Source organism: Enterobacter sp. KB-221C9, from assembly GCF_041320715.1.
Classification (GTDB): Bacteria; Pseudomonadota; Gammaproteobacteria; order Enterobacterales; family Enterobacteriaceae; genus Enterobacter; species Enterobacter asburiae_D.
Map to the genome: position 1 here is coordinate 91,364 of NZ_JBGIWG010000011.1, position 24,363 is coordinate 115,726.

The following is a 24,363-nucleotide window of genomic DNA, read 5'->3' on the forward strand; positions in this document are numbered from 1 at the left end:
ACTCGATCCCGTAGGCCCGGTAAGCGCAGCGCCACCGGGCATTTTTTCTAATTACGACGCGAGTGACAATTCACGCTTTCCCGCATTTTGCAGCAACCACTGCGCCACGCGAGACTGCTGCTCGGCGTTGAGCCACATCCCTTCTTTGGTACGACGCCAGATAGCATCATCCAGACGACGAACCCACTCGTGCTCAACCAGGTAGCGCAGCTCGGCTTCGTATAACTCGTGGCCAAAATGCTCGCCCAGATCCGCAATGTCCTTCGCATCGCCCAGGAACAGCTCGGTATTGCTGCCGTAGGTGCGGGCATAGTGGCGCGCCATTCCTTCGGTGATGAACGGGAAGCGGCGGCGCAGCTTCGCGGCGTAATCATCGCGGTTATCGCCGATATCACCGCCGGGCAGTACCGCGCCTTTGGTCCATGCCGGGCCAATGCCTTTATAGTACGGCGCCAGTTTCTCCAGCGCGTGCTCGGCCAGCTTGCGGTAGGTGGTCAGCTTGCCGCCAAACACGGAAAGCAGCGGCGCCTGGCCGTCAACGTCGTGAATATCGAGCGTATAGTCGCGGGTAATCGCCTGCGGTGAGTCAGACTCGTCATCGCACAGCGGACGCACGCCGGAGTAGGTCCAGACCACGTCATCGCGCGACAGCTGTTTCTTAAAGTGCGCGTTATACACTTTGAGCAGGTAGTTCACTTCGCTCTCGTCGATCTCGACGTTCTTCGGATCGCCTTTGTACTCCACGTCGGTGGTACCGATGATCGAGAATTCGTCCATCCATGGGATTACAAACACGATGCGCTTGTCTTCGTTCTGCAGGATGTAGGCCTGCTTCTGCGTATGCACGCGCGGCACCACAATGTGGCTGCCCTTGATCAGGCGAATGCCGTACGGCGAAGGCAGATGCATACCGTCGTCGAAGAACTGCTTCACCCACGGGCCGGTAGCGTTCACCAGGCCGCGCGCTTTCCAGCTGAATTTTTCGCCGGTATCGATGTCTTCCGCTTCTACAATCCACAGGCCGTTTTCACGACGGGCAGCGGTCGCGCGGGTGCGGGTTTTCACCTCACCGCCTTTCTTCTCGACCATCTGGGCATTCGCCAGCACCAGGCGTGCATCGTCCACCCAGCAGTCGGAATATTCGAAACCGCGCACGATTTCAGGCTTAAGGACCGATTCTGAGCCAAAACGCAAACCTTTCGAACCCGGGAGGCTGGTGCGTTTACCCAGATGATCGTACATAAACAGACCAATTCGGATCATCCACGCCGGACGCAGATGCGGGCGATGGGGCAGGCGGAAGCGCATCGGAATAGCCAGATGCGGCGCCATTTTCAGCAGCACTTCACGTTCGGCCAGCGCTTCACTGACCAGGCGGAATTCGTAGTGTTCCAGGTAGCGCAGGCCACCGTGAATCAGTTTGGAGCTGGCGGACGACGTCGCGCAGGCGAGATCGTTAGCTTCCAGCATCAGTACGGATAAACCGCGTCCTGCGGCATCGACCGCAATACCGGCACCGTTGATGCCACCGCCTATCACAATCAGATCTTTGGTTTCCATAACACCCTCATGCACTTTCGTTAAAGCTCATAAATGTTCGATATCGCTCATAATAGCAAAAGAACGCGCTTTTGGTAACATCAAAAAAACAATTTAGAGTGATATGGATAACATAATGGCGTTTACCCGCCGCCAGGACGTACACTACGGGGTAAAATAGTGCGACTAACTTTTCTCCCTCTCCCTGTGGGAGAGGGCTGGGGTGAGGGCATCAGAGCGCACCCAACCTGAACAACAGAAAGAGAACACCATGGATCAGTTTGAATGTATTAACGTAGAAGAAGCCCACCAGAAGATGCACCAGGGAAAAGCGGTGCTGGTGGACATCCGCGATCCGCAGAGTTTTGCGATGGGCCACACGCCGGGCGCGTTCCATCTCACTAACGACACGCTGGGCGCGTTTATGCGCGATAACGACTTCGAGACGCCGGTTATGGTCATGTGCTACCACGGCAACAGCAGCAAAGGCGCGGCGCAGTATCTGCTTCAGCAGGGCTACGACGCGGTGTACAGCGTCGACGGCGGCTTCGATGCCTGGCATCGTCATTTCCCGGCAGAAGTGGAATACGCTTTTGAGCGCTGATCCCGCTATACTGTCCCCTTTTGTGTGGAAATAAGCGACCGCTGCCCATGTTGATGATCACCTCTTTTACCAACCCGCGCGTCGCCCAGGCGTTTGTCGACTATATGGCGACGCAGGGCGTTATTCTGACCATTCAGCAACATAACCAGACCGACGTCTGGCTGGCCGACGAGAGCCAGGCCGCGCGCGTAAACGAAGAGCTGGCGCGTTTTCTTGAGAATCCCGGCGACCCGCGCTATCTGGCGGCCAGCTGGCAGTCCGGCCAGACCGACAGCGGATTGCACTACAGCCGTTTTCCCTTCCTTGCCACCCTCCGCGAACGCGCGGGCCCGTTTACGCTGCTGCTGATGGCGGCCTGCATTATCGTCTTCATTATTATGAACGTGGTGGGCGACCAGAGCGTGATGATTGCCCTGGCCTGGCCCTATGACCCGTCTCTTGAGCTTGACGTCTGGCGCTACTTTAGCCACGCGCTGATGCACTTCTCGGTGATGCATATCCTCTTTAACCTGCTCTGGTGGTGGTATCTCGGTGGTGCCGTTGAAAAGCGTCTGGGCAGCGGCAAGCTGATCGTTATCACCCTTATCAGCGCCCTGCTGAGCGGCTATGTGCAGCACAAGTTCAGCGGACCGTGGTTCGGCGGGCTGTCGGGCGTTGTGTATGCCCTGATGGGCTATGTCTGGCTTCGCGGGGAGCGCGATCCGGAAAGCGGCATCTATCTGCAACGCGGATTAATAACCTTTGCGTTAATATGGCTAATTGCCGGATGGTTTGATCTGTTTGGTATGTCTATCGCCAACGGTGCACACGTCGCCGGGCTGGCCGTGGGGCTGGCGATGGCGTTTGCCGACACGCTCCATGCGCGAAAACGAACATAATTCTCAGGGATAATTGATGAAACAAACACAACGTCATGACGCTATTATCGAACTGGTAAAAAAACAGGGATACGTCAGCACCGAAGAGCTGGTGGAGCAGTTTGCCGTCAGCCCACAAACCATCCGTCGTGACCTGAACGACCTGGCCGATCAGAACCGCATTCTTCGCCACCACGGCGGGGCGGCGCTGCCGTCCAGTTCGGTCAATACCTCCTGGCACGACCGTAAAGCCACGCAGACGGCAGAGAAAGAGCGGATTGCCCGCAAGGTCGCCAGCCAGATCCCGAACGGGGCGACGCTGTTTATTGATATCGGCACCACGCCGGAAGCGGTGGCCCATGCGCTGCTGGATCACGAGAACCTGCGCGTGGTCACCAACAACCTGAACGTGGCCAATACCCTGATGCAGAAAGACGACTTCCGCATCATCCTCGCGGGTGGCGAACTGCGCAGCCGCGACGGCGGGATTATCGGTGAAGCGACCCTCGATTTTATCTCTCAGTTCCGCCTGGACTTCGGCATTCTGGGGATTAGCGGCATCGACAGCGACGGCTCGCTGCTGGAGTTCGATTATCACGAGGTGCGCACCAAGCGCGCGATTATTGAAAACTCACGCCACGTGATGCTGGTGGTGGACCATTCGAAGTTTGGCCGTAACGCGATGGTGAACATGGGCAGCATCAGCATGGTGGACGCGGTCTATACCGACGTGATGCCGCCGGCGGGCGTGATGCAGGTGATTAAGGATAATAATTTGCAGTTAGAGTTGTGTTGAAAAGCCGTTCTCCCTCTCCCTGTGGGAGAGGGCCGGGGTGAGGGCATCAGGCCGCACAAAACCTAAACCCCATACCCCATCATCTTCAACAATTGCTGCGCATGCTGCACCGCATCCTGTCGATGCGCCACACCCAGCTTCTGATACAAATTGCGGATATGCGTTTTGATGGTGGTCGCCGCCACCGCAAGCTCACCGGCAATCTGCTCGTTGCTGTAGCCTGAATAGATCAGCCCCAGAACCTGCCATTCGCGCTGGGTGAGCGGGCTGGTGCGGATAAGCTCCGGCACTTCCGGGTGGTTCAGCAGACGTTCAACGAAGTTCTCATCAAAGTGCGCGAACTTGTGCCGATGGTGCTGGTTAATCTCGCGCAGAATACGCTGGGCGCGATGCTGATCCAGCTCCGGCAGCGTGTTGAGCTGAATAAGCTGACGCAGCTGCTGCGCCATCACTTCACCTTCAATCACAAAGTGGCTGATAAACCCGGTGCGGTTAGCCAGCTGCAGCGCTTCCAGCAGCACGCGCTGGGCATCGTTTTTACGACCCGCCTGCCAGTAGAGCTGGTTCAGCAGCAGCAGGTTGCGGTTCAGGTCGCTCATCAGGCGCAGGCTGCGCGCGTTCTCGTTCAGCTCCTCCAGCACAATCTCAGCGGGCTCTAATTCACCGAGCAGGATCTGCGCGCGGGCAATGTTGCGCCACTGGCTCTGCAGGAAGTGGTTGTTCGCAAATTCTGGTTTTGGCGTCTGACGCAGCCAGTTGGCGGCGGATTTTTTATCGCCGGTCATCTGCCAGTAAATCACCCGGACCTTATCGGCGTTGGAGACCCAGTCGCTATGATACTGACCGTTGCCGAGCAGGTTCTCCAGGCGGTTCAGATGGTTGCGGGCGTTATCGAGATCGCCGCGCGCCAGCGAGCATTGCACCAGCAGCGCCAGACACTGCAGCTGCTGCTGAGGCTGGAAGCTGGAAAGGACATCCACACCCTGGCGGGCGCAGCTTTCCGCTTCATCGAGACGCGACCATGCCCACAGCAGCTGAGCGCGAATACGCAACAGGAACTCGTGCATCGGCAGCTGTTCCAGGTGCTGATCACGAATCAGCTGGAACGCTTTTTCCTGGTTTTCCCAGGCGGCCTGCAGGAACCCCTGCGCGAATAAAATCTCGCTCTGTTGGATCAGGCTCCACAGCGCGTAATGCCAGACATCATGACGGCGCGCCATCTGTTCGGTTTGCTGCATCAGTGAAAGCGAACGCGTGAGGTCGCCTTTACAGTGCAGAACCTCGCCGTGTACCGAGGTCGCCACGATGCGGCTGTAGAAGTTAGCCAGCGGCAGTTCATCCAGCGCGACCATCGCCAGCCGTTCAGCTTCTTCCGGGTCACCAGCGTTAATGGCCACCTGAGCACGCAGCGCGTTGAACTCGCCGTGCAGGGTGGTATCCATTTCGCTTTCCATCTCCTGCTCGGCGCGCGCCAGCAGGGTGTTAACTTCGCTGTAGCGATGCTGACTCTGCATCAGCCAGGCCTGCAGCAGCACCAGACGCGGGTTCTCCAGCAGGCTTTCCCACGGCAGGGCTTTGAGAGACTCTTCCAGCAGCGACAGCTCGCTGTGGTTAAACAGGCCCCACGCGTGGTTGAGAAGGATATCGCGCAGCATGCTGGCATCACCGGCGGCCAGCGCGTGGTGGATGGCCTCGCTCGGGAAGCCTTGTGCCATCCAGCTTTCGGCCGCGGCGCGGTGAATCTCCGGCAGTTCAACCGCCAGTTCCCACTGACAGCGCTGGCGCAGGAAGCTGCCAAACAGCGGGTGATAGCTAAACCACTCGCCCGGATCGTCCATGCGCGTCAGGAAAAGGCCCTGACGTTCAATCTCTTCGAGCTGCAGCTGACCGTTTTCACAGCCCGTCACGCGCACGATGAGCGCATCGTTCATGGAACGCAGCAGGGAGCTTTTCAGCAGGAAATTACGCGTCGAGGGATCGACGCTGTCCAGCACCTCATCCACGAGGTAGTCAGAAAGGTGGCTGGCGTTGATGCCCGCCAGGCGCCGCGCAGACTGATGCGCCGGACTGTTGTTTTGCCGGGCAGAGAGCGCGATAAGCTGCAGCGCCGTGGCCCAGCCGGCAACGTCATCACACAGGCGGCTGCTTTCGGCGGCCTCAATCGGTGATGTCAGGCGGCAGTCAAAGAACTGTTTCGCTTCCTGGTGGGTAAAGGCCAGCTGCTGGCTGCCTACTTCCAGAAGCTGATCGCGCACGCGCAGGTTGGCAATACCCAGCTGCGGCAGGTTGCGTGACAGCACGACTAAGGTCAGGTTTTCCGGCTGATGGCGCAGGAAGAAACGCATCGACTCATGAATCACCGGGTTAGTGATGAGATGGTAATCATCAATCACCACGTAAAGCGGGCGATGCCATTCGGCCAGTTCGATAAACAGCTGAGAGAAAAGGGAGGACAGGCTGGCGTACTGGCGCTTTTGCACCATCACCTCACTGGCGACGCAGTGTCCATGGGTTGCCTGCTGAATAGCGGCAATCAGATAGCTCGCAAAGCGCTCTTGCTGGTTATCGCCCTCGTCGAGGGAGTACCAGCCGAGATCGCTTTTACCCGCGGCCCATTGCGAAATGAGCGTTGTTTTTCCATAGCCAGCAGGGCTCGTAACCAGCGCCAGTCGGAAATTATGCGCGCCGGAAAGTTTAGCCAACAGACGCTCGCGGACCACTGTATGGTCAAGACGAACCGGGCGACTTAATTTAGACGGAATCAACATAGGTTTCACTTCACTGTGGGGAACGAGAGATTTTATTTTTTTTGCGCTTCGTAATTAATACGATATAAGGTCGGCCAGAAAGGGAACTATTGCAAGTTATGTCTGGGTTTTGTGGTTCTGAATTTGCACTCTGTCACAAAACATTCAGACAGATGTTGGAACTTTCTCGAAAGGGGCTTAACGCCGCGTCACTGCTGGCTTGTCTGTATTCGCTACCGCTGCGCTGAAACTGGTTTCAGAAAGGGATAGTGACGTCAAATTTAATAAAGTCAGGGTAAAGTTAAGGGAGATTAACAATCTCCTTAGTTATTACCCGATTGCAGAAATATTATTCTACGTAAGTAATTATTTCAGCGGGTTTTAATTTCACCCGAAACCATATTTCATTTCTTTGACATTCTCAGTGGTTACTTTTTTATCTTCAGGGCACACTCGAACTATGCTCTGAGAGTGGCCTTGATCACACTTTTCTGCTCATCCCCGCTACTCCTCCCTGTCTAATCCCCCACGGGAGGAGGAAGAGGTGAAATGAGCCAGGCACACTAGCGCCAACTTGTGTTTTCTTTCTAAAGGATGCCGATCCCCTATGTCACAGCCTACCTTCAACAAAGCTCAATTCCAGGCTGCCCTGACGCGTCAGTGGCAGCGTTTTGGCCTTCATGCTGCAAACGAAATGACGCCTCACCAGTGGTGGCAGGCAGTGAGCGGTGCGCTCGCAGAACAGCTGGATGCTCAGCCTTTGGCAAAGCCGGTGAAGAACCAGCGTCATGTAAACTACATTTCAATGGAATTCCTGATTGGCCGTCTGACGGGCAACAACCTGTTGAACCTCGGCTGGTATCAGGACGTCGGCGATGTGCTGAAAGAACACGACATTAACCTGACCGACCTGCTGGAAGAAGAGACTGACCCGGCGCTGGGCAACGGCGGCCTGGGACGTCTGGCGGCCTGTTTCCTGGACTCCATGGCGACCGTCGGCCAGTCGGCGATCGGCTATGGTCTGAACTATCAGTACGGCCTGTTCCGTCAGTCGTTTGCCGATGGCCATCAGATGGAAGCACCGGACGACTGGCATCGCAATACCTATCCGTGGTTCCGCCACAATGCGCAGCTGGATGTGCAGGTCGGCATTGGCGGGAAAGTCACCAAGCAGGGGCTCTGGGAACCGGCGTTCACCATTACCGGTGAAGCATGGGATCTGCCGGTGCTCGGCTACCGTAACGGCGTGGCGCAGCCGCTGCGTCTGTGGCAGGCGAAGCACGCGCATCCGTTTAACCTGACCAAATTCAACGACGGCGATTTCCTGCGCGCCGAGCAGCAGGGCATCGACGCCGAGAAGCTGACCAAAGTCCTCTACCCGAACGACAACCACCTGGCGGGTAAAAAGCTGCGCCTGATGCAGCAGTACTTCCAGTGCGCGTGCTCCGTGGCGGACATTCTGCGTCGCCATCACCTGGCGGGCCGCAAGCTGGCGCAGCTGCCGGACTTCGAAGTGATTCAGCTCAACGACACGCACCCGACTATTGCCATCCCGGAACTGCTGCGCGTGCTGATCGACGAGCATCAGCTGAGCTGGGATGACGCCTGGGCCATCACCAGCCGCACCTTTGCCTACACCAACCACACCCTGATGCCAGAAGCGCTCGAGTGCTGGGATGAGAAGCTGGTGAAAACGCTGCTGCCGCGCCACATGCAGATCATCAACAAGATTAACGACCAGTTTAAAACCCTGGTGGATAAAACCTGGCCGGGCAACAAAGCGGTCTGGGCGAAGCTGGCGGTGGTTCACGATAAGCAGGTACGCATGGCGAACATGTGCGTGGTCAGCGGCTTTGCGGTGAACGGCGTGGCGGCGCTGCACTCGGATCTGGTGGTGAAAGATCTGTTCCCGGAATACCACCAGCTGTGGCCGACCAAATTCCACAACGTGACCAACGGCATCACGCCGCGTCGCTGGATCAAGCAGTGCAACCCGCTGCTGGCTGGCCTGCTGGACAAGACCCTGAAGAAAGAGTGGGCCAACGATCTGGACCAGCTCATCAACCTGGAAAAACAGGCTGACGACGCGAAATTCCGCGAGCAATACCGCGCGATCAAGCTGGAGAACAAGGTTCGCCTGGCGGAGTTTGTGAAAGTGCGTACCGGGATTGAGATCAACCCGAATGCCATTTTCGATATCCAGATCAAACGTCTGCACGAGTACAAACGTCAGCATCTGAACCTGCTGCACATTCTGGCGCTGTACAAAGAGATCCGCGAGAACCCGCAGGCCGATCGCGTGCCGCGCGTGTTCCTGTTCGGTGCGAAAGCGGCGCCGGGCTACTACCTGGCGAAAAACATTATCCTCGCCATTAATAAAGTGGCGGCGGCGATCAACAGCGATCCGAAAGTGGGCGACAAGCTGAAGGTCGTGTTCCTGCCGGATTACTGCGTCTCGGCGGCTGAAATGCTGATCCCGGCGGCGGATATCTCTGAGCAGATCTCGACTGCGGGGAAAGAAGCGTCCGGTACCGGCAACATGAAGCTGGCGCTGAACGGCGCGCTGACCGTTGGTACGCTCGACGGGGCAAACGTCGAAATCGCCGAGAAGGTCGGTGAAGAGAATATCTTTATCTTTGGCCATACCGTGGAAGAGGTGAAAGCCATCAAGGCCAAAGGCTATGACCCGGTGAAATGGCGTAAGAAAGACAAAGTGCTCGATGCGGTGCTGAAGGAGCTGGAAAGCGGTAAATACAGCGACGGCGACAAGCACGCGTTTGACCAGATGCTGCACAGCATGGACAAACACGGCGGTGACCCGTATCTGGTAATGGCGGACTTCACGGCCTATGTCGAAGCGCAAAAGCAGGTCGACGTGCTGTATCGTGACCAGGACGCGTGGACCCGCGCGTGCATCCTGAACACCGCCCGCTGCGGTATGTTCAGCTCTGACCGTTCAATCCGTGATTATCAGGCCCGTATCTGGCAGGCAAAACGCTAAGGAAGCGCGATGGAGAGTAAACGTCTGGACAGCGCCGCGCAGGCGGCGGGGATCAGCCTCAGTTACATTAATGCTCACGGCAAACCGCAGTCTATTGGCGCCGACACCAAAAGACGTTTGCTGGATGCCATGCACAAAACCGACGCGAAAGCGTCGGTTGCGCCGGTGCCGAACGTGAAGGTTTTCACCGCAGGCAAAAAGATGCCGCTGGCGGTGGAGGGGCGCGGCGAGTTTAGCTGGCTGCTTACCACCGAAGAGGGGCATCAGCACAAAGGCCACGCCACCGGCGGCAAAACGTTAAACCTTCCGGCGAAGCTGCCGGAGGGGTATCACACCCTCACGCTTACCCAGGATGACCTGCGTTTCCACTGCCGGGTGATCGTCGCGCCAAAACGCTGCTACGAGCCGCAGGCGCTGCTCGAAGGCAAAAAGCTGTGGGGCGCCTGCGTGCAGCTCTACACGCTGCGTTCCGACAGCAACTGGGGCATCGGTGATTTTGGCGATCTGAAAAAGATGCTGGCTTCCGTGGGCGAGCGCGGCGGCGCGTTCATCGGCCTCAACCCGATCCACGCGCTTTATCCGGCCAACCCGGAGAGCGCCAGCCCGTATAGCCCGTCGTCCCGCCGCTGGCTGAACGTGATTTATATCGACGTTAACGCGTTAGATGACTTCAAAAACAGCAAAGAGGCGCAGGCGTGGTGGAAACTCAGCACCACGCAGCAGGCTCTCAAGCAGGCGCGTGACGCAGACTGGGTGGACTATTCCACCGTCACGGCGCTGAAAATGGCCGCGCTGCGTCTGGCGTGGAAAGGCTTTTCGCAGCGTGACGACGAGCAGATGGCCGCGTTCCGCCAGTTTGTGACGCAGGAGGGCGAGAGCCTGTACTGGCAGGCGGCGTTTGATGCGCTGCACGCGTATCAGGTGAAAGAGGACGAAATGCGCTGGGGCTGGCCGGTCTGGCCTGACGCGTATCAATCCGTCGACACGCCTGAAGTGAAAGCGTTCTGTAAAAAATATGCCGATGAAGTGGATTTCTACCTGTGGCTGCAGTGGCTGGCGTACAGCCAGTTTGCCGCCTGCTGGCAGGTAAGCCAGGGCTATAAGATGCCGATCGGCCTGTATCGTGACCTGGCCGTGGGTGTGGCTGAAGGCGGCGCGGAAACCTGGTGCGACCGTGAACTTTACTGTCTGAAAGCGTCCGTGGGGGCGCCACCGGATATCCTTGGCCCGCTCGGTCAGAACTGGGGATTGCCGCCGATGGATCCGCACGTCATGGCAGCGCGCGCCTACGAGCCGTTTATCGACCTGCTGCGCGCGAACATGCAGAACTGCGGCGCGCTGCGTATCGACCACGTGATGTCCGTGCTGCGCCTGTGGTGGATCCCGTACGGTGAAACGGCCGATCACGGGGCGTACGTGCAGTACCCGGTTGACGATCTGCTGTCGATCCTGGCGCTGGAAAGTAAGCGTCACCAGTGCATGGTGATCGGTGAAGATCTCGGTACCGTGCCGGTGGAAATTGTCAGCAAGCTCCGCGACAGCGGCGTCTACTCCTATAAAGTGCTCTATTTTGAAAACGACCATGAGAAAACCTTCCGCGCGCCGAAAGCGTACCCTGAACAGTCAATGGCAGTCGCGACGACGCATGACCTTCCTACGCTTCGTGGCTATTGGGAAAGCGGCGATCTGACGCTCGGCAAAACGCTGGGCCTGTATCCTGATGAAGAGGTTTTACGCGGCCTGTATCAGGATCGCGAGCTCTCGAAACAGGGGTTGCTGGATGCGCTGCACAAGCAGGGCTGTCTGCCGAAACGTGCCGGACATAAGGCGTCATTAATGTCGATGACCGCTACCCTCAATCGCGGCCTGCAGCGCTATATTGCCGACAGCAACAGCGCCCTGCTGGGCCTGCAGCCGGAAGACTGGATTGATATGGCGGAGCCGGTGAACATTCCGGGCACCAGCTATCAGTACAAAAACTGGCGCCGCAAGCTGTCCACAACGCTTGAGAAGATGTTTGCCGATGACGGGGTGAACAGGCTGATTAAGGATTTGGATAAGCGGCGAAAAGCAGCCGCGAAGAAGTGATAAAAAAACCCGCCAGTGGCGGGTTTTTTTATTATCCGGTAGCGCTCATGTAGGTCGGGTAAGGCGTAGCCGCCACCCGACTTATTACATCAAACCACCATATTCAACAGCAGCACCCCGACCAGACCGCACACCGAAATAATGGTTTCCAGCGCGGACCAGGACTTGATGGTTTCACCGATCGTCAGGTTGAAGTACTCCTTGAACAGCCAGAAGCCAGGGTCGTTAACGTGAGAGAAAATCACGCTACCGGAACCGACGGCGATAACCATCAGCTCAGGGCTTACGCCCGTGGTCGCAATCAGCGGGGCAACGATACCGCCTGCCGTAATCGCCGCAACGGTTGCAGAACCCAGCGCAATACGCAGAACGGCAGCAATAGACCAGGCCATCAGGAGCGGCGACACGTTGGTTTCATGCATCATGGCAGCGATGTATTTGTCCACGCCGCTGTCGACCAGAACCTGCTTGAACGCACCGCCGCCGCCGATGATCAGAAGCATCATGGCAATGATTTTGATGGAAGAGGTCAGCGTGTCGTTGATCTGATCCATTGAACGACCGCGGTTCAGACCGAAGGTGAACATCGCGATCAGCACCGCAATCAGCGTGGCCATCACCGGGTCACCCAGGAATTCCGCAACGGACAGGAACGCATGACCTTTCGGCAGGATCATCTCCGCTACGGCACGCATCGCCATCAGGATCACCGGTACCAGAGAGGTCCAGACGCTGACGCCAAAGCCAGGCATCTCTTCTTCGGTGAAGGTTTTGGCGCTGTACAGGCCTTCCGGGATCGGCTTATCAATGCCTTTCAGGAAGCGGGCATAAACCGGGCCGGCCAGAATCACCGTCGGGATCGCCAGAATCGTACCGAACAGCAGGGTTTTACCCATATCCGCGTGGAAGATCGTCGCGATAGCGGTTGGGCCCGGGTGCGGCGGCAGGAAGCCGTGGGTCACGGACAGCGCCGCAGCCATTGGTACACCGACATACAGCAGCGGGATGTTTGCCGCGGCCGCGATGGTGAACACCAGCGGCAGCATCAGCACGAAGCCCACTTCATAGAACAGCGCGAAACCGACGGTAAAACCGGTTAACACCACGGCCCACTGAATGTGCTGTTTACCGAATTTGGCAATCAGGGTGGTGGCAATACGCTGCGCGCCGCCGCAGTCCGCCAGCATTTTGCCGAGCATGGCGCCGAAGCCCATGATCAGCGCCAGGCTGCCGAGCGTACCGCCGACGCCGGCTTTAATGGAGCTAATAACCTTAACCAGCGGCATCCCTTGCATCAGACCGACTGCAAGTGCCACCAGAACCAGAGCGATAAACCCGTTCAGCTTGAAGCGGATCATCAAGAGCAGTAATAACACAACACCGATAGCAACGATGACTAATGGCATGATTTACCTGGCCTTTGAATTGTTATGGGTAACGTCATTGTTTCAACGACAAATTCCGATTGTCCCAACTGGGAACAGAGTGTTAACGGCACTAATACTGATGCCTTGGAAACCGTTAAGTTTAGTCGGCTGTTATGAGTGTGCTTAGTGCCCACGAGAATGATACGGGTAACATGATGTGATTGAGAATCACCCTGGGAGGCTAAATGTGAATTATGAGACGCAGGTCAACATATAGAGGGGGAGCGGCGGGAAAACAAAAGCCGGGTGGCGGCTTCGCCATACCCGGCATACGATTCGTGCAGACTGTTTTTGTAGGCCCGGTAAGCGCAGCGCCACCGGGCAATACAGACGGATACTGAATTAGTAGTAAGAGTGCTCGCCGCGCTGGTGCTCGGTCAGGTCACGCACGCCTTTCAGTTCCGGGAACTCGTTCAGCAGCTGCTTCTCGATCCCTTCCTTCAGGGTCACGTCGACCATCGAACAGCCGTTACAGCCGCCGCCGAACTGCAGGATCGCCAGACCGTCTTCCGTGATTTCCATCAGGGTTACACGGCCGCCGTGGCCCGCCAGCTGTGGGTTGATCTGGGATTGCAGCAGATACTCAACGCGCTCCATCAGCGGGGCATCGTCAGACACTTTACGCATTTTCGCGTTCGGCGCTTTCAGGGTCAGCTGAGAACCCAGCTGATCGGTGACGAAGTCGATCTCCGCATCTTCAAGATACGGTGCGCTCAGCTCATCAACGTAGGCGGTGAGCTGTTCAAATTTAAGGGCAGTGTCAGTCGCTTCCACAGCGTCCGGAGGACAATAAGAAACACCACATTCTGCATTCGGAGTGCCTGGATTAATCACAAACACGCGGATCTGCGTCCCTTCTTCCTGATTTGCCAGCAGTTTGGCAAAGTGCGCTTGTGCAGAATCGGAAATACGGATCATAGCTTTGGCCTAATAGTTGACTAAATTACCTGGGTATAATCATACGCCCATTGAAGAAGGGCTACAAGGTACGGCACAGACACCATACCTGAACCGACGCGGCGCCGCTTCGCAAAAGCAGTCGGGAAAGTTCAGCAACGGTACTGCCCGTGGTGACGACATCATCCACAATCGCGATATGGAGACCGTCGACCGGCAATTCAAGGCGAAAGGCATTTTTGAGGTTTCTTTTGCGAAGCCGGGCGCTGAGCTGATGCTGAATGGCGGTGGCATGAACACGTGTAAGCGCGCTGGCCTCATACCGACAGCCGAGCCACCGCGCGAGGGGGCGGCAGATCAGGTCACTCTGGTTATAGCCGCGCCGCCAGTGCCGACGCCGGTATAGGGGGACATTCACCACCATGTCGATTTTCGGCAGCGCGCGCTGACGCCGTGCCTGAAAAACCGCCAGCAATAGCAGGCGGGCAAGGGGCTGGGCCAGCGAGCTCTGTCCGGAAAACTTCAGCGCGTGAATCAGCCTGCTCAGCGGGGGAACATAATCATCCACGGCCACCAGCGCGCTCCACGGCGGGGATTTTTTCAGGCAACGGCCACAGGGCAAAGCGGGATTTGTGGCCGGTAAACCACATTGTGGACAGGTCCCGATACGCCATTCCAGCGATCGCGTGCAGACGGAGCAGACGCCCCACCCGCTGAGCGCCAGCGGCATTCTGCATAGCCAGCACAACCCAGGTACTGTTAGCATGTGCAACCTCCATGTGAAAAAAGAGAACAGTAACCGATGAAGACGCTGTGGTGGCAGACCGTAGGGACAGGAAATTGCCATCTTGTGCTGCTGCACGGATGGGGCCTGAATGCGGAGATATGGCATTGCATACGTGAGGAACTTGCCTCGCATTTCACACTGCATCTGGTGGATTTACCCGGCTTTGGCCGCAGCCGCGGTTTTGGCGCGTTATCGCTTGATGAGATGGCGCAGCAGGTGCTGGACGCAGCGCCGCAAAACGCGGTCTGGCTGGGCTGGAGCCTGGGCGGGCTGGTGGCGAGCCAGATTGCACTGTCGCGGCCTGATCGCGTACAAGCCCTGGTAACGGTGGCGTCGTCACCCTGTTTTAGCGCGCAGGACGCGTGGCCAGGGATCAAACCTGACGTGCTGGCGGGCTTCCAGCAGCAGCTGAGCGAAGATTTTCAGCGGACCGTAGAGCGGTTCCTGGCATTGCAGACAATGGGCACTGATACCGCGCGTAAGGATGCCCGAACGTTGAAGCAGACCGTGCTTTCACTGCCGATGCCGGAGGTTGAGGTGCTTAACGGGGGTCTTGAGCTCCTGAAAACGGTTGACCTGCGCGAGCCGCTGGCCGCGCTGACGGTGCCGCACCTGCGTATCTACGGTTACCTCGACGGGATTGTGCCGCGCAAAGTGGTTCCGCTGCTGGATTCGCTCTGGCCGGACAGCGAATCGCTGATCGTTGCCAAAGCCGCACATGCCCCGTTTATCTCCCATCCGACGGAGTTTTGTTCAGCGCTCATTGCGTTAAGTCAACGTTTAGACTGATTATTTTCTATCCAGCCTGGAAAAAGTAACACACCGCAACCATACTCCAGATGTCGTTGCGGTTGTTCAGCCTACGATAATCAAAACAACAATCCTATGGAGAGTCAGGTTATGAAACTTGTTACAGGTATTGTCACTTCTCTGGTTATTGGGTCACTGTCATTTGGCGTCTTTGCGGCAAAAGAGCTGGAAAAAGATAAAGTTGCCGGCATGAATCTGACGAAAATTGGTGAGATTACTACGTCTGACACCACCGCGCCGATGGACGCGAGAAAAGAGCTGTCGAAGAAAGCGGATGAGCTGGGCGGAACGTACTACGTCGTCACCAGCGCTGAAAAGCAGACCAAAAACGTACGCGCAACGGCGGACGTCTACAAGTAATACGACAAAGCCAGGCAGCGATGCCTGGCTTGATTAACGCAGTGCCCACCACTCCCTGAGGCAGGCCTTTCCTTCCGGACAGCTTTTACAACTGCCGGAGAGGCAGCCGTCCGCGTCTTCCTGAATCCGCACGGCTTTCCCCATGGCTTCCAGTCTTTCCAGCATGGCATCGATCATCGGCTGCGGCGTATGCAGGCTGAGGCTCAGCTGTTTCGCCTCCATCCGCCCTTGCAGTGCCAGCAGGTCACGAACCTGAATCAACGATGCCATGGTGTGCTCCTTAGTGACAGTCGCCCGCCGGGCTGCTGCAGCAGGTGGCGGCAGTTTTGCGGTTTGCCAGCAGGTCGATGTCGACGCGGCTGCGTGCCCGCCGCAGCAGACCGAGCACGATCACGTTAAACAGCACAACCGCGAGAATGCAGACCAGGCTGTAGCGCGGATGCTGGCTGAAGTTAACGGTTTGATAAAAGAGCGTCGACAGCGAGTACGCAATGTTTAACCCCCACAGGATGGAGAAGCCCATCCAGCCGCGGCTGGACTCGCGGGCAATCGCCCCCATCACGGAGATGCACGGAATGTAGAGCAGAACAAAGATGAGGTAGCTGTAGGCCGCGGACGCGCTGCCAAATTTCTCGCCCATCACGCCCATGGCACCCGTCGCCATTTCGCCGTCGCCTTTGCTCGCCTCAATGGGGTTCGCCAGCACGCTCAGGCTGAAGGTGTCTTTCAGGCTCTGCCAGGTCTCCTCTACGGCACCCAGCAGTTCATGACCGAGATGAAACTCTGCCGGATTAAATTCCTGTTCCTGAATGTTCTCAGCGGTGTAAAGCGTGTTCAGGGTGCCGACAACCACCTCTTTCGCCATTGCTCCGGTGAACAGCCCGACGGTTGCCTGCCAGTTATCCTCATGTACGCCAATCGGTTTGAAGATCGGCGTGATGACGCGGCTGACGGAGGCGAGAGCAGAGTCGTTGATGTTATCTGCCGCCTGCCCGTTGAGGGTGAAGCTGTTCAGCGCGCTCAGGAAAATGCTGACGATGACAATCACCTTACCGGCGCGCAGCACAAAGCCTTTCAGGCGCTGCCAGGTCTGGATCGCCAGGCTTTTCAGATGCGGCACGTGATACACCGGCAGCTCCATCACAAACGGTGACGCTTCACCGCGCATGATGGTGTGCTTCAGCATCAGACCGGTGAGGATCGCCATCACGATGCCCAGCACATACAGCGAGAAGACCGCCAGCGCGCCCTGCTGACCAAAGAAGGCTGCGGCAAAGACCGCAAAGATTGCCAGACGGGCACCGCAGGACATAAACGGCGCCATCATGATGGTCATCAGACGTTCACGCGGCGCATCCAGGGTGCGCGCGCCCATCACCGACGGCACGTTACAGCCGAAGCCGACAATCAGCGGGACGAAGGATTTACCCGGCAGGCCCAGCGCCTGCATCAGACGATCCATCACGAACGCGGCGCGCGCCATGTAGCCGGAATCTTCCAGGAACGAGAGGAATAGATACATCATGCCGATCTGCGGCACCAGAGGCAGAACGGTGTTGATACCGCCGCCGATCCCCTGCGCGAGGAAGATAGTTAACCATTCCGGGAAGTGCAGGGTGTAACCCACCCACTGAATACCGTGTACGAAGACCGCGACGGAACCGGCGTCGAAAATGGGCTGGAGTGCGCCACCGATGTTAATGGCGAGCAGGAACATCACGTACATCACCAGCAGGAAGATGGGCAAACCGAGGAAGCGGTTAAGCACGATCTTATCCACCGCCGCCGTAAAGCGGCTGGGTTCTGCCGTCAGGGCGTTGCTGACAACGTCGCAAATCGATGCGATGGCCTGGTAACGCGCATCGGCGATGTGCAGCGCCGGGTCGTCCAGCTCGTCGCTAAGACGGGCTACCGTCGCGTCCAGCTTATCTGCCGCATGCCCGGCGTAGGCGCGGCTGTAGATATCCCCTTCAAGCATCTGCAGGCCGAGCCACAGACGCTGTTTCGCAGGCATGCTGTTGTCCATTTCCTGCGCCAGCACATTGGCTTCGCGCAGGAGAGGCTGCGCGTAATGCACCAGCTCGATGTCGCGATTACCCGCGTGACGGTCAATGGCCAGCTTCAGCGCGTCAATACCGCGAGCGCGCGTCGAGACCAGCGGAACGACCGGGCACCCCAGGCGCGCGGAGAGGGCATCGACGTCGATGCGCAGCTTTTGTTTCTCCGCAATGTCGAGCATGTTGAGCGCCACGATGCAGGGGATCCCAAGCTCCAGCAGCTGCAGCGTCAGATAAAGGTTACGCTCGAGGTTGGAGGCGTCGACCACGTTGATCAGCAGGTCCGCCTCGCCGCCAAGAATATAGTGGCAGGCGATCTGCTCATCGAGCGAGGTTTGCGACGAAATGGTGGTTAAGGAGTAGGTGCCGGGAAGGTCAACCAGCGTCACTTGGCTGTCTGTTGTCGTGAACTGGCCCTCTTTACGCTCAACCGTCACGCCCGCCCAGTTGCCTACGCGCTGGCGCGCTCCGGTCAGCTGGTTAAAAAGCGTGGTCTTGCCGGAATTAGGATTACCAATTAAGCCAATAGTTAACTTTTTCATTTTTTTAGACTCACTGAAACCGCTGGCTTGTTATCGGGATAAGGCTTCGACTTCTATTAACGCGAGGTCTTTCTTACGCAGTACCAGATTCACGCGGCGGGTTTCGATGTGAACCGGGTCACCTAGCGGCGCCACGCGCACGACCTGGAATGACGAGCCGGGCAGCATGCCCAGCGACAGCAGCTTTTGCCGATAGGCCGGGCTAATTTCGCGGGTAAAACCGGTAATCTTCCATGCACTGTCTGGAGTGAATTGCATAACGCCTGATTCCACGAAAGGTTAAATTATCTACTATGCGATGATAATGAGAATAGTTTTTATCAGCAATATTAAAACTGTGACGGAATGTTGTTTGCGGTATTAATTTACGGCCTTTTTGACCTTGCTCAATATTTGCTGAAATGCCGGGAAAACGAAAAGGGGAGTATTTGTTAACGGGGTGATAATTAGTGGTTTAAATATGGCTGTGCAATCGGTTTCATATATTACGGTATAATTTGTCCCCTCACCCCGGCCCTCTCCCCATGGGGGCGAGGGAGAAAAGACCGCACCGTGCGATCCCCTCTCCCTTTTGGGGAGAGGGTTAGGGTGAGGGGATTGACAACCTTAGCGTTTCTTACCCATCGCTGCCGCCAGCGCATCCATCATCGCGCTGTTGCCTGCAGGCTGAGCGTCACGTCCGCGCGGTTTTGCCGCTTTCGCGGCCGGACGCTGCTGCTCGCGACCGCCGCCATTGCCGCCGCGGCGCGCGTTGGTGTCGCCCGGCTGCTCGTCCAGACGCATGGTCAGGGCGATACGCTTGCGCGGCAGATCCACTTCCAGCACTTTGACCTTCACGATGTCGCCCGCTTTGACCACGGTGTGCGGGTCTTCAACGAACTTGTCGGCAAGGGAAGAGATATGGACCAGACCGTCCTGATGCACGCCGATATCCACAAACGCGCCAAAGTTGGTCACGTTGGTCACCGCGCCTTCCAGCACCATGCCCGGCAGCAGGTCGTTCATGGTTTCCACACCGTCAGCAAAGGTCGCCGTTTTGAACTCAGGACGCGGATCGCGGCCCGGCTTTTCCAGCTCTTTGATGATGTCGGTGACGGTTGGGACACCAAATTTGTCGTCGGTGAAATCAACGGCTTTCAGGTTGCGCAGGGCGCTGTTGTCACCCATGAGATCTTTCAGTGCCTGCTGGGTGGCGGCCAGAATGCGCTCTACTACAGGGTACGCTTCCGGGTGAACGGTAGAGGCATCCAGCGGGTTATCGCCGTGGTTGATGCGCAGGAAGCCCGCGCACTGCTCAAAGGCTTTTGGCCCCAGACGGCTCACCTTCAGCAGCTGCTGACGGTTCTGGAACTGGCCGTTCTCATCACGCCAGGCGACGATGTTCTGCGCCATCATGCGGGTTAAGCCCGCCACGCGGGTCAGCAGGGGAACGGAGGCGGTGTTCAGGTCAACGCCGACGGCGTTTACGCAGTCTTCCACCACCGCATCCAGCTTGCGCGCCAGCTGGGTCTGGCTCACGTCGTGCTGATACTGGCCCACGCCGATGGATTTCGGGTCGATCTTCACCAGCTCCGCCAGCGGATCCTGCAGGCGGCGAGCGATTGAAACCGCACCGCGCAGGGAAACGTCGAGATCCGGGAACTCCAGCGCCGCCAGCTCGGAGGCGGAATAGACGGATGCGCCCGCTTCGCTGACGATCACTTTCTGCGCCGTCACTTTCGGGAACTGCTTCTGCACGTCGAGGTAGAAACGCTCGGTTTCACGTGAGGCCGTACCGTTGCCGATGGCAACCAGCTCCACGTTGTATTTTTCGCACAGCGCCGCCACCACGACGGCCGCTTTCGCTGCCTGGCCGGTGTGCGGATAGATGGTGTCGGTGGCGACCAGCTTGCCGGTGCCGTCAACGACAGCGACCTTCACGCCGGTACGCAGGCCCGGATCGAGACCCATGGTCGCGCGCAGGCCAGCAGGGGCGGCCATCAGCAGGTCGTGCAGGTTACGGGCGAAGACGTTAATCGCTTCATCTTCGGCACGCTCGCGCACGGTGCCCATCAGCTCGGTTTCGAGGTGCATCAGCACCTTGATGCGCCAGGTCCAGCTCACCACGCCTTTGCGCCAGCTGTCCGCCGGGGCGTTGTTCAGGCGCAGGCCAAGATGGTCGATGATGATCTGCTCGCAGTGGCTCTCTTTCGGCGGCTCGTCAAACTGCGGGTCGGCGTTCAGGGAGAGCTGGAGCACGCCTTCGTTGCGGCCGCGGAACATCGCCAGCGCGCGGTGTGAGGGGGCGGTAGAGATCGGTTCGTGGTGATCGAAATAGTCGCGGAATTTCGCGCCTTCTTCCTCTTTACCTGCGACGACGGTAGAGACGATGTGGGCATTCTTCCACAGGTAATCACGCACTTTAGCGAGCAGGGCGGCGTCTTCGGCGAAGCGCTCCATCAGAATGTAGCGTGCGCCGTCGAGGGCGGCCTTGGTGTCCGCTACGCCTTTGTCAGCGTCGATAAATTTCGCCGCTTCGGTATCGGGATCGTGGGACGGCTCGTTCCACAGCAGGTCGGCCAGCGGCTCAAGACCTGCTTCAATCGCAATCTGCCCGCGCGTGCGGCGCTTCGGCTTGTACGGCAGATAAAGGTCTTCGAGTTCGGTTTTGCTCAGGGTACCGTTAATGGCGGTTTCCAGATCGGTGGTCAATTTGCCCTGTTCGCCGATGGATTTGAGGATCGCCTGACGACGTTCTTCCAGCTCGCGCAGATAGCCCAGACGGGTCTCCAGGTTACGCAGCTGCGTGTCGTCCAGACCGCCGGTGACTTCCTTACGATAGCGTGCAATAAACGGCACGGTGTTCCCTTCATCAAGCAGGCGAACGGCAGCTTCTACCTGTTCGGCTCTGGCCTGAATATCACCCGCAATAATGCGGCAGAGCGAATCTTTCATCATGGCTTTATCATCTGTTGAGTCGAAAAATCAGGGGATAGTTATACGGGCTGACACGGCAAAATGCCAGCCGGGGAGGGCGCTCTCGGACTATTTTACGTAGACGATCTCATTCACGTACCAGCTGGCTTCTCCGGCCGGGGTCTGAACGACGGCCAGATCGCCCACTTCCTTTTTCAGCAGCGCGCGGGCCATCGGGGAGTCGATAGAGATGTAATCCTTACGACCAAAAATTTCATCGTAGCCGACAATGCGAAAACGCAGGGTGTCACCGTCGTCGTTTTCAATCTCCACCCACGCGCCGAAGAACACTTTGCCCTCCTGCTGCGGGGAGTAATCGACAATTTTGAGATTCTCGAGGCACTTGGTCAGATAGCGAACCCGACGGTCAATTTCGCGCAGCCGCTTTTTGTTGTACTGGTAGTCAGCGTTTTCGCTGCGATCGCCCAGGCTTGCCGCCCAGGTGACCTTTTTGGTCACTTCAGGACGCTCTTCGCGCCAGAGGTAATCCATCTCTTTTTTGAGTTTCTCATACCCTTCGCGGGTGATCAGGGGCGTTTTCATGGTAAAGCCTTTGCTGCCTGCCGGTTAACTGTCTTGCGCACAATACGTACCACACAGTGTAACAGACAGGATTAATAATGATTTATGTGATGAAATGAGCAGATAAGCTGCTGTTAAATATGCTTTGTAACAATTTCGACTAGAATTTATACCAGAATTAGCTGGTCGAATACGTGCACTTTTTTAGAATACGCTGTTACAAAGACTATCCGAACCTTTGGGAGTACACACAATGCAAGAGAACTACAAAATTCTGGTCGTGGATGACGACATGCGCCTGCGTGCGCTGCTGGAACGTTATCTGACCGAGCAGGGCTTCCAGGTTCGTAGCGTCGCGAACGCTGAGCAGATGGACCGTCTGCTGACCCGTGAATCTTTCCACCTGATGGTTCTCGACCTGATGCTGCCTGGCGAAGACGGGCTTTCCATTTGCCGCCGTCTGCGCAGCCAGAGCAACCCAATGCCGATCATCATGGTGACGGCGAAGGGCGAGGAAGTTGACCGTATCGTGGGCCTTGAAATCGGCGCGGACGACTACATTCCAAAACCGTTTAACCCGCGTGAACTGCTGGCGCGTATTCGCGCTGTCCTTCGCCGTCAGGCGAACGAACTGCCTGGCGCACCGTCTCAGGAAGAAGCCGTCATCGCCTTCGGCAAGTTCAAGCTGAACCTCGGCACGCGAGAGATGTTCCGTGAAGACGAGCCAATGCCGCTCACCAGCGGCGAGTTTGCGGTACTGAAAGCGCTGGTCAGCCACCCGCGTGAACCGCTTTCCCGTGACAAGCTGATGAACCTGGCGCGCGGCCGCGAATACTCCGCAATGGAACGCTCCATTGACGTGCAGATCTCTCGTCTGCGCCGCATGGTGGAAGAAGATCCTGCTCATCCTCGTTATATTCAGACCGTATGGGGTCTGGGCTACGTGTTCGTCCCGGACGGCTCTAAAGCATGAGGCGAATGCGCTTCTCGCCGCGTAGCTCGTTTGCCCGCACCCTGTTACTGATCGTCACCCTGCTGTTCGTCAGCCTGGTGACGACCTATCTGGTGGTGCTGAACTTTGCGATCCTGCCGAGCCTCCAGCAGTTTAATAAGGTCCTGGCCTACGAAGTCCGTATGCTGATGACCGATAAACTGCAGCTGGAGGACGGCACGCAGCTGGTCGTTCCCCCGGCGTTTCGCCGTGAAATCTACCGTGAGCTGGGCATTTCGCTCTATTCCAATGAAGCGGCGGAAGACGCTGGCCTGCGCTGGGCGCAGCACTACGAATTCCTCAGCCAGCAGATGGCGCAGCAGCTGGGCGGCCCAACGGAAGTGCGCGTTGAGGTCAACAAAAGCTCGCCCGTCGTCTGGCTGAAAACCTGGCTTTCACCCAATATCTGGGTGCGCGTCCCGCTGACCGAAATCCATCAGGGCGACTTCTCGCCGCTGTTCCGCTACACCCTGGCGATTATGCTGCTGGCGATAGGCGGCGCGTGGCTATTTATCCGTATACAGAACCGACCGCTGGTCGACCTGGAGCACGCTGCGCTGCAGGTCGGTAAAGGGATTATTCCTCCTCCGCTGCGCGAGTATGGCGCCTCGGAAGTCCGTTCGGTGACGCGCGCGTTTAACCATATGGCGGCAGGCGTGAAGCAGCTGGCGGATGACCGTACGCTGCTGATGGCGGGCGTCAGCCATGACCTGCGCACGCCGCTCACGCGTATTCGTCTGGCGACGGAGATGATGGGGGAAGAGGACGGTTACCTTGCCGAGTCCATCAATAAGGACATCGAAGAGTGTAACGCCATCATTGAGCAGTTCATCGACTACCTGCGCACCGGGCAGGAGATGCCAATGGAGATGGCGGATCTGAACGCGGTGCTGGGCGAGGTGGTGGCGGCGGAAAGCGGCTACGAGCGCGAGATTGATACCGACCTTCAGGCGGGGGAGATCCAGGTGCGCATGCATCCGCTCTCCATCAAACGTGCGGTCGCCAACATGGTGGTCAACGCGGCGCGCTACGGCAATGGCTGGATCAAAGTCAGCAGCGGGTCTGAGCTCAACCGCGCCTGGTTCCAGGTGGAAGATGACGGTCCGGGCATCAAGCCCGAGCAGCGTAAGCATCTGTTCCAGCCGTTTGTGCGCGGCGACAGCGCGCGCAGCACCAGCGGCACGGGCTTAGGCCTGGCGATTGTTCAGCGTATTATCGATAACCACAACGGACTGCTGGAGATTGGCACCAGCGAGCGGGGTGGGTTGAGCATTCGCGCCTGGCTGCCGGTACCGGTGACGCGGGGGCAGGTGAAAGAGAGTTAAAAAAGGGTGGCACTAGCCACCCTTTTTTGTAGGTCGGGTAAGGCGAAGCCGCCACCCG

At 57.7% G+C, this 24,363-nt stretch carries 19 protein-coding genes; 9 read left to right on the forward strand and 10 right to left on the reverse strand.

Annotation, left to right across the window (positions count from 1 at the left end):
* Nucleotides 1-51: 51 nt before the first annotated feature.
* Nucleotides 52-1,560: a glycerol-3-phosphate dehydrogenase gene (gene glpD / locus AB8846_RS16700; protein ID WP_032662239.1), complete on the reverse strand. Its 1,509-nt coding sequence runs from the start codon at nt 1,558-1,560 to the stop codon at nt 52-54.
* Nucleotides 1,561-1,810: 250 nt separating this feature from the next.
* Here glpD and glpE point away from each other — a divergent pair, with 250 nt between their 5' ends.
* From glpE to AB8846_RS16715, 3 genes are read left to right on the forward strand one after another with little or no spacing between them, the layout of a single operon-like run.
* Complete coding sequence (glpE, locus tag AB8846_RS16705; protein ID WP_006177908.1) at nt 1,811-2,143, forward strand: thiosulfate sulfurtransferase GlpE; 333 nt, start codon at nt 1,811-1,813, stop codon at nt 2,141-2,143.
* Nucleotides 2,144-2,190: 47 nt separating this feature from the next.
* The gene (gene glpG, locus AB8846_RS16710) at nt 2,191-3,021 is read left to right on the forward strand and encodes a rhomboid family intramembrane serine protease GlpG (protein WP_331411087.1); all 831 of its coding nucleotides are present in this window, start codon (nt 2,191-2,193) and stop codon (nt 3,019-3,021) included.
* A 16-nt stretch (nt 3,022-3,037) separates the two neighbouring features.
* Nucleotides 3,038-3,796, forward strand: coding sequence for a DeoR/GlpR family transcriptional regulator (locus AB8846_RS16715; protein WP_008503060.1), 759 nt, complete (start codon nt 3,038-3,040; stop codon nt 3,794-3,796).
* Nucleotides 3,797-3,858: 62 nt separating this feature from the next.
* On the opposite strand, the gene malT is transcribed toward AB8846_RS16715, so the two are convergent.
* Entirely contained in the window at nt 3,859-6,564 is a 2,706-nt protein-coding gene (gene malT / locus AB8846_RS16720) for an HTH-type transcriptional regulator MalT (RefSeq protein WP_331411088.1), read from the reverse strand.
* Nucleotides 6,565-7,150: 586 nt separating this feature from the next.
* Here malT and malP point away from each other — a divergent pair.
* Nucleotides 7,151-9,544: a maltodextrin phosphorylase gene (gene malP / locus AB8846_RS16725; RefSeq protein WP_063144252.1), complete on the forward strand. Its 2,394-nt coding sequence runs from the start codon at nt 7,151-7,153 to the stop codon at nt 9,542-9,544.
* Between the two features lie 9 nt (nt 9,545-9,553).
* The gene (gene malQ, locus AB8846_RS16730; protein WP_331411090.1) at nt 9,554-11,632 is read left to right on the forward strand and encodes a 4-alpha-glucanotransferase; all 2,079 of its coding nucleotides are present in this window, start codon (nt 9,554-9,556) and stop codon (nt 11,630-11,632) included.
* Between the two features lie 89 nt (nt 11,633-11,721).
* Here malQ and gntT read toward each other — a convergent pair whose 3' ends face one another.
* The 3 genes from gntT to gntX form a co-directional block, all read right to left on the reverse strand.
* Nucleotides 11,722-13,038 (reverse strand): gluconate transporter, encoded by a 1,317-nt coding sequence (gene gntT / locus AB8846_RS16735; protein ID WP_121426130.1) that lies wholly within the window; start codon nt 13,036-13,038, stop codon nt 11,722-11,724.
* A gap of 363 nt (nt 13,039-13,401) precedes the next feature.
* Nucleotides 13,402-13,977, reverse strand: a complete 576-nt coding sequence (gene nfuA / locus AB8846_RS16740; protein ID WP_029742206.1) for a Fe-S biogenesis protein NfuA — start codon at nt 13,975-13,977, stop codon at nt 13,402-13,404.
* 61 nt (nt 13,978-14,038) lie between these two features.
* A complete protein-coding gene (gene gntX, locus AB8846_RS16745; RefSeq protein WP_370733210.1) occupies nt 14,039-14,722 on the reverse strand; it encodes a DNA utilization protein GntX in 684 nt (227 codons plus the stop codon).
* A gap of 36 nt (nt 14,723-14,758) precedes the next feature.
* Between gntX and bioH the strand changes: the two genes are divergently transcribed.
* Together bioH and AB8846_RS16755 are read left to right on the forward strand one after the other, a co-directional pair.
* A complete protein-coding gene (gene bioH, locus AB8846_RS16750; RefSeq protein ID WP_370733211.1) occupies nt 14,759-15,532 on the forward strand; it encodes a pimeloyl-ACP methyl ester esterase BioH in 774 nt (257 codons plus the stop codon).
* A 111-nt stretch (nt 15,533-15,643) separates the two neighbouring features.
* On the forward strand, nt 15,644-15,913 hold the full coding sequence (locus tag AB8846_RS16755) for a YdgH/BhsA/McbA-like domain containing protein (RefSeq protein ID WP_048226350.1): 270 nt from the start codon (nt 15,644-15,646) through the stop codon (nt 15,911-15,913).
* A 33-nt stretch (nt 15,914-15,946) separates the two neighbouring features.
* Here AB8846_RS16755 and feoC read toward each other — a convergent pair whose 3' ends face one another.
* From feoC to greB, 5 genes are all read right to left on the reverse strand, one after another.
* Nucleotides 15,947-16,183 (reverse strand): [Fe-S]-dependent transcriptional repressor FeoC, encoded by a 237-nt coding sequence (feoC, locus tag AB8846_RS16760; RefSeq protein ID WP_024907906.1) that lies wholly within the window; start codon nt 16,181-16,183, stop codon nt 15,947-15,949.
* Between the two features lie 10 nt (nt 16,184-16,193).
* Nucleotides 16,194-18,512: a Fe(2+) transporter permease subunit FeoB gene (gene feoB, locus AB8846_RS16765; RefSeq protein WP_370733212.1), complete on the reverse strand. Its 2,319-nt coding sequence runs from the start codon at nt 18,510-18,512 to the stop codon at nt 16,194-16,196.
* A 30-nt stretch (nt 18,513-18,542) separates the two neighbouring features.
* The gene (feoA, locus tag AB8846_RS16770) at nt 18,543-18,770 is read right to left on the reverse strand and encodes a ferrous iron transporter A (RefSeq protein ID WP_008503050.1); all 228 of its coding nucleotides are present in this window, start codon (nt 18,768-18,770) and stop codon (nt 18,543-18,545) included.
* 348 nt (nt 18,771-19,118) lie between these two features.
* A complete protein-coding gene (locus AB8846_RS16775; RefSeq protein WP_370733213.1) occupies nt 19,119-21,449 on the reverse strand; it encodes a Tex family protein in 2,331 nt (776 codons plus the stop codon).
* Between the two features lie 87 nt (nt 21,450-21,536).
* A complete protein-coding gene (greB, locus tag AB8846_RS16780) occupies nt 21,537-22,010 on the reverse strand; it encodes a transcription elongation factor GreB (protein ID WP_014885539.1) in 474 nt (157 codons plus the stop codon).
* 232 nt (nt 22,011-22,242) lie between these two features.
* On the opposite strand from greB, the gene ompR reads away from it, so the two are divergent.
* Nucleotides 22,243-22,962, forward strand: a complete 720-nt coding sequence (gene ompR / locus AB8846_RS16785; RefSeq protein WP_001157751.1) for a two-component system response regulator OmpR — start codon at nt 22,243-22,245, stop codon at nt 22,960-22,962.
* A complete protein-coding gene (gene envZ / locus AB8846_RS16790) occupies nt 22,959-24,305 on the forward strand; it encodes a two-component system sensor histidine kinase EnvZ (protein WP_023309494.1) in 1,347 nt (448 codons plus the stop codon). Before ompR ends, envZ begins: the two co-directional genes overlap by 4 nt.
* The last annotated feature ends 58 nt before the right edge of the window (nt 24,306-24,363 follow it).

Bases quoted from the DNA above. Each gene is read 5' to 3' on its own strand.
- envZ (WP_023309494.1), top strand. From the start codon at position 22,959: ATGAGGCGAATGCGCTTCTCGCCGCGTAGCTCGTTTGCCCGCACCCTG.
- feoC (WP_024907906.1), bottom strand. From the start codon at position 16,183: ATGGCATCGTTGATTCAGGTTCGTGACCTGCTGGCACTGCAAGGGCGG.
- bioH (WP_370733211.1), top strand. From the start codon at position 14,759: ATGAAGACGCTGTGGTGGCAGACCGTAGGGACAGGAAATTGCCATCTT.
- malT (WP_331411088.1), bottom strand. From the start codon at position 6,564: ATGTTGATTCCGTCTAAATTAAGTCGCCCGGTTCGTCTTGACCATACA.
- glpE (WP_006177908.1), top strand. From the start codon at position 1,811: ATGGATCAGTTTGAATGTATTAACGTAGAAGAAGCCCACCAGAAGATG.
- feoB (WP_370733212.1), bottom strand. From the start codon at position 18,512: ATGAAAAAGTTAACTATTGGCTTAATTGGTAATCCTAATTCCGGCAAG.
- ompR (WP_001157751.1), top strand. From the start codon at position 22,243: ATGCAAGAGAACTACAAAATTCTGGTCGTGGATGACGACATGCGCCTG.
- feoA (WP_008503050.1), bottom strand. From the start codon at position 18,770: ATGCAATTCACTCCAGACAGTGCATGGAAGATTACCGGTTTTACCCGC.
- AB8846_RS16715 (WP_008503060.1), top strand. From the start codon at position 3,038: ATGAAACAAACACAACGTCATGACGCTATTATCGAACTGGTAAAAAAA.
- greB (WP_014885539.1), bottom strand. From the start codon at position 22,010: ATGAAAACGCCCCTGATCACCCGCGAAGGGTATGAGAAACTCAAAAAA.
- glpG (WP_331411087.1), top strand. From the start codon at position 2,191: ATGTTGATGATCACCTCTTTTACCAACCCGCGCGTCGCCCAGGCGTTT.
- nfuA (WP_029742206.1), bottom strand. From the start codon at position 13,977: ATGATCCGTATTTCCGATTCTGCACAAGCGCACTTTGCCAAACTGCTG.
- AB8846_RS16775 (WP_370733213.1), bottom strand. From the start codon at position 21,449: ATGATGAAAGATTCGCTCTGCCGCATTATTGCGGGTGATATTCAGGCC.
- glpD (WP_032662239.1), bottom strand. From the start codon at position 1,560: ATGGAAACCAAAGATCTGATTGTGATAGGCGGTGGCATCAACGGTGCC.
- gntT (WP_121426130.1), bottom strand. From the start codon at position 13,038: ATGCCATTAGTCATCGTTGCTATCGGTGTTGTGTTATTACTGCTCTTG.
- malP (WP_063144252.1), top strand. From the start codon at position 7,151: ATGTCACAGCCTACCTTCAACAAAGCTCAATTCCAGGCTGCCCTGACG.
- AB8846_RS16755 (WP_048226350.1), top strand. From the start codon at position 15,644: ATGAAACTTGTTACAGGTATTGTCACTTCTCTGGTTATTGGGTCACTG.
- malQ (WP_331411090.1), top strand. From the start codon at position 9,554: ATGGAGAGTAAACGTCTGGACAGCGCCGCGCAGGCGGCGGGGATCAGC.
- gntX (WP_370733210.1), bottom strand. From the start codon at position 14,722: ATGCTAACAGTACCTGGGTTGTGCTGGCTATGCAGAATGCCGCTGGCG.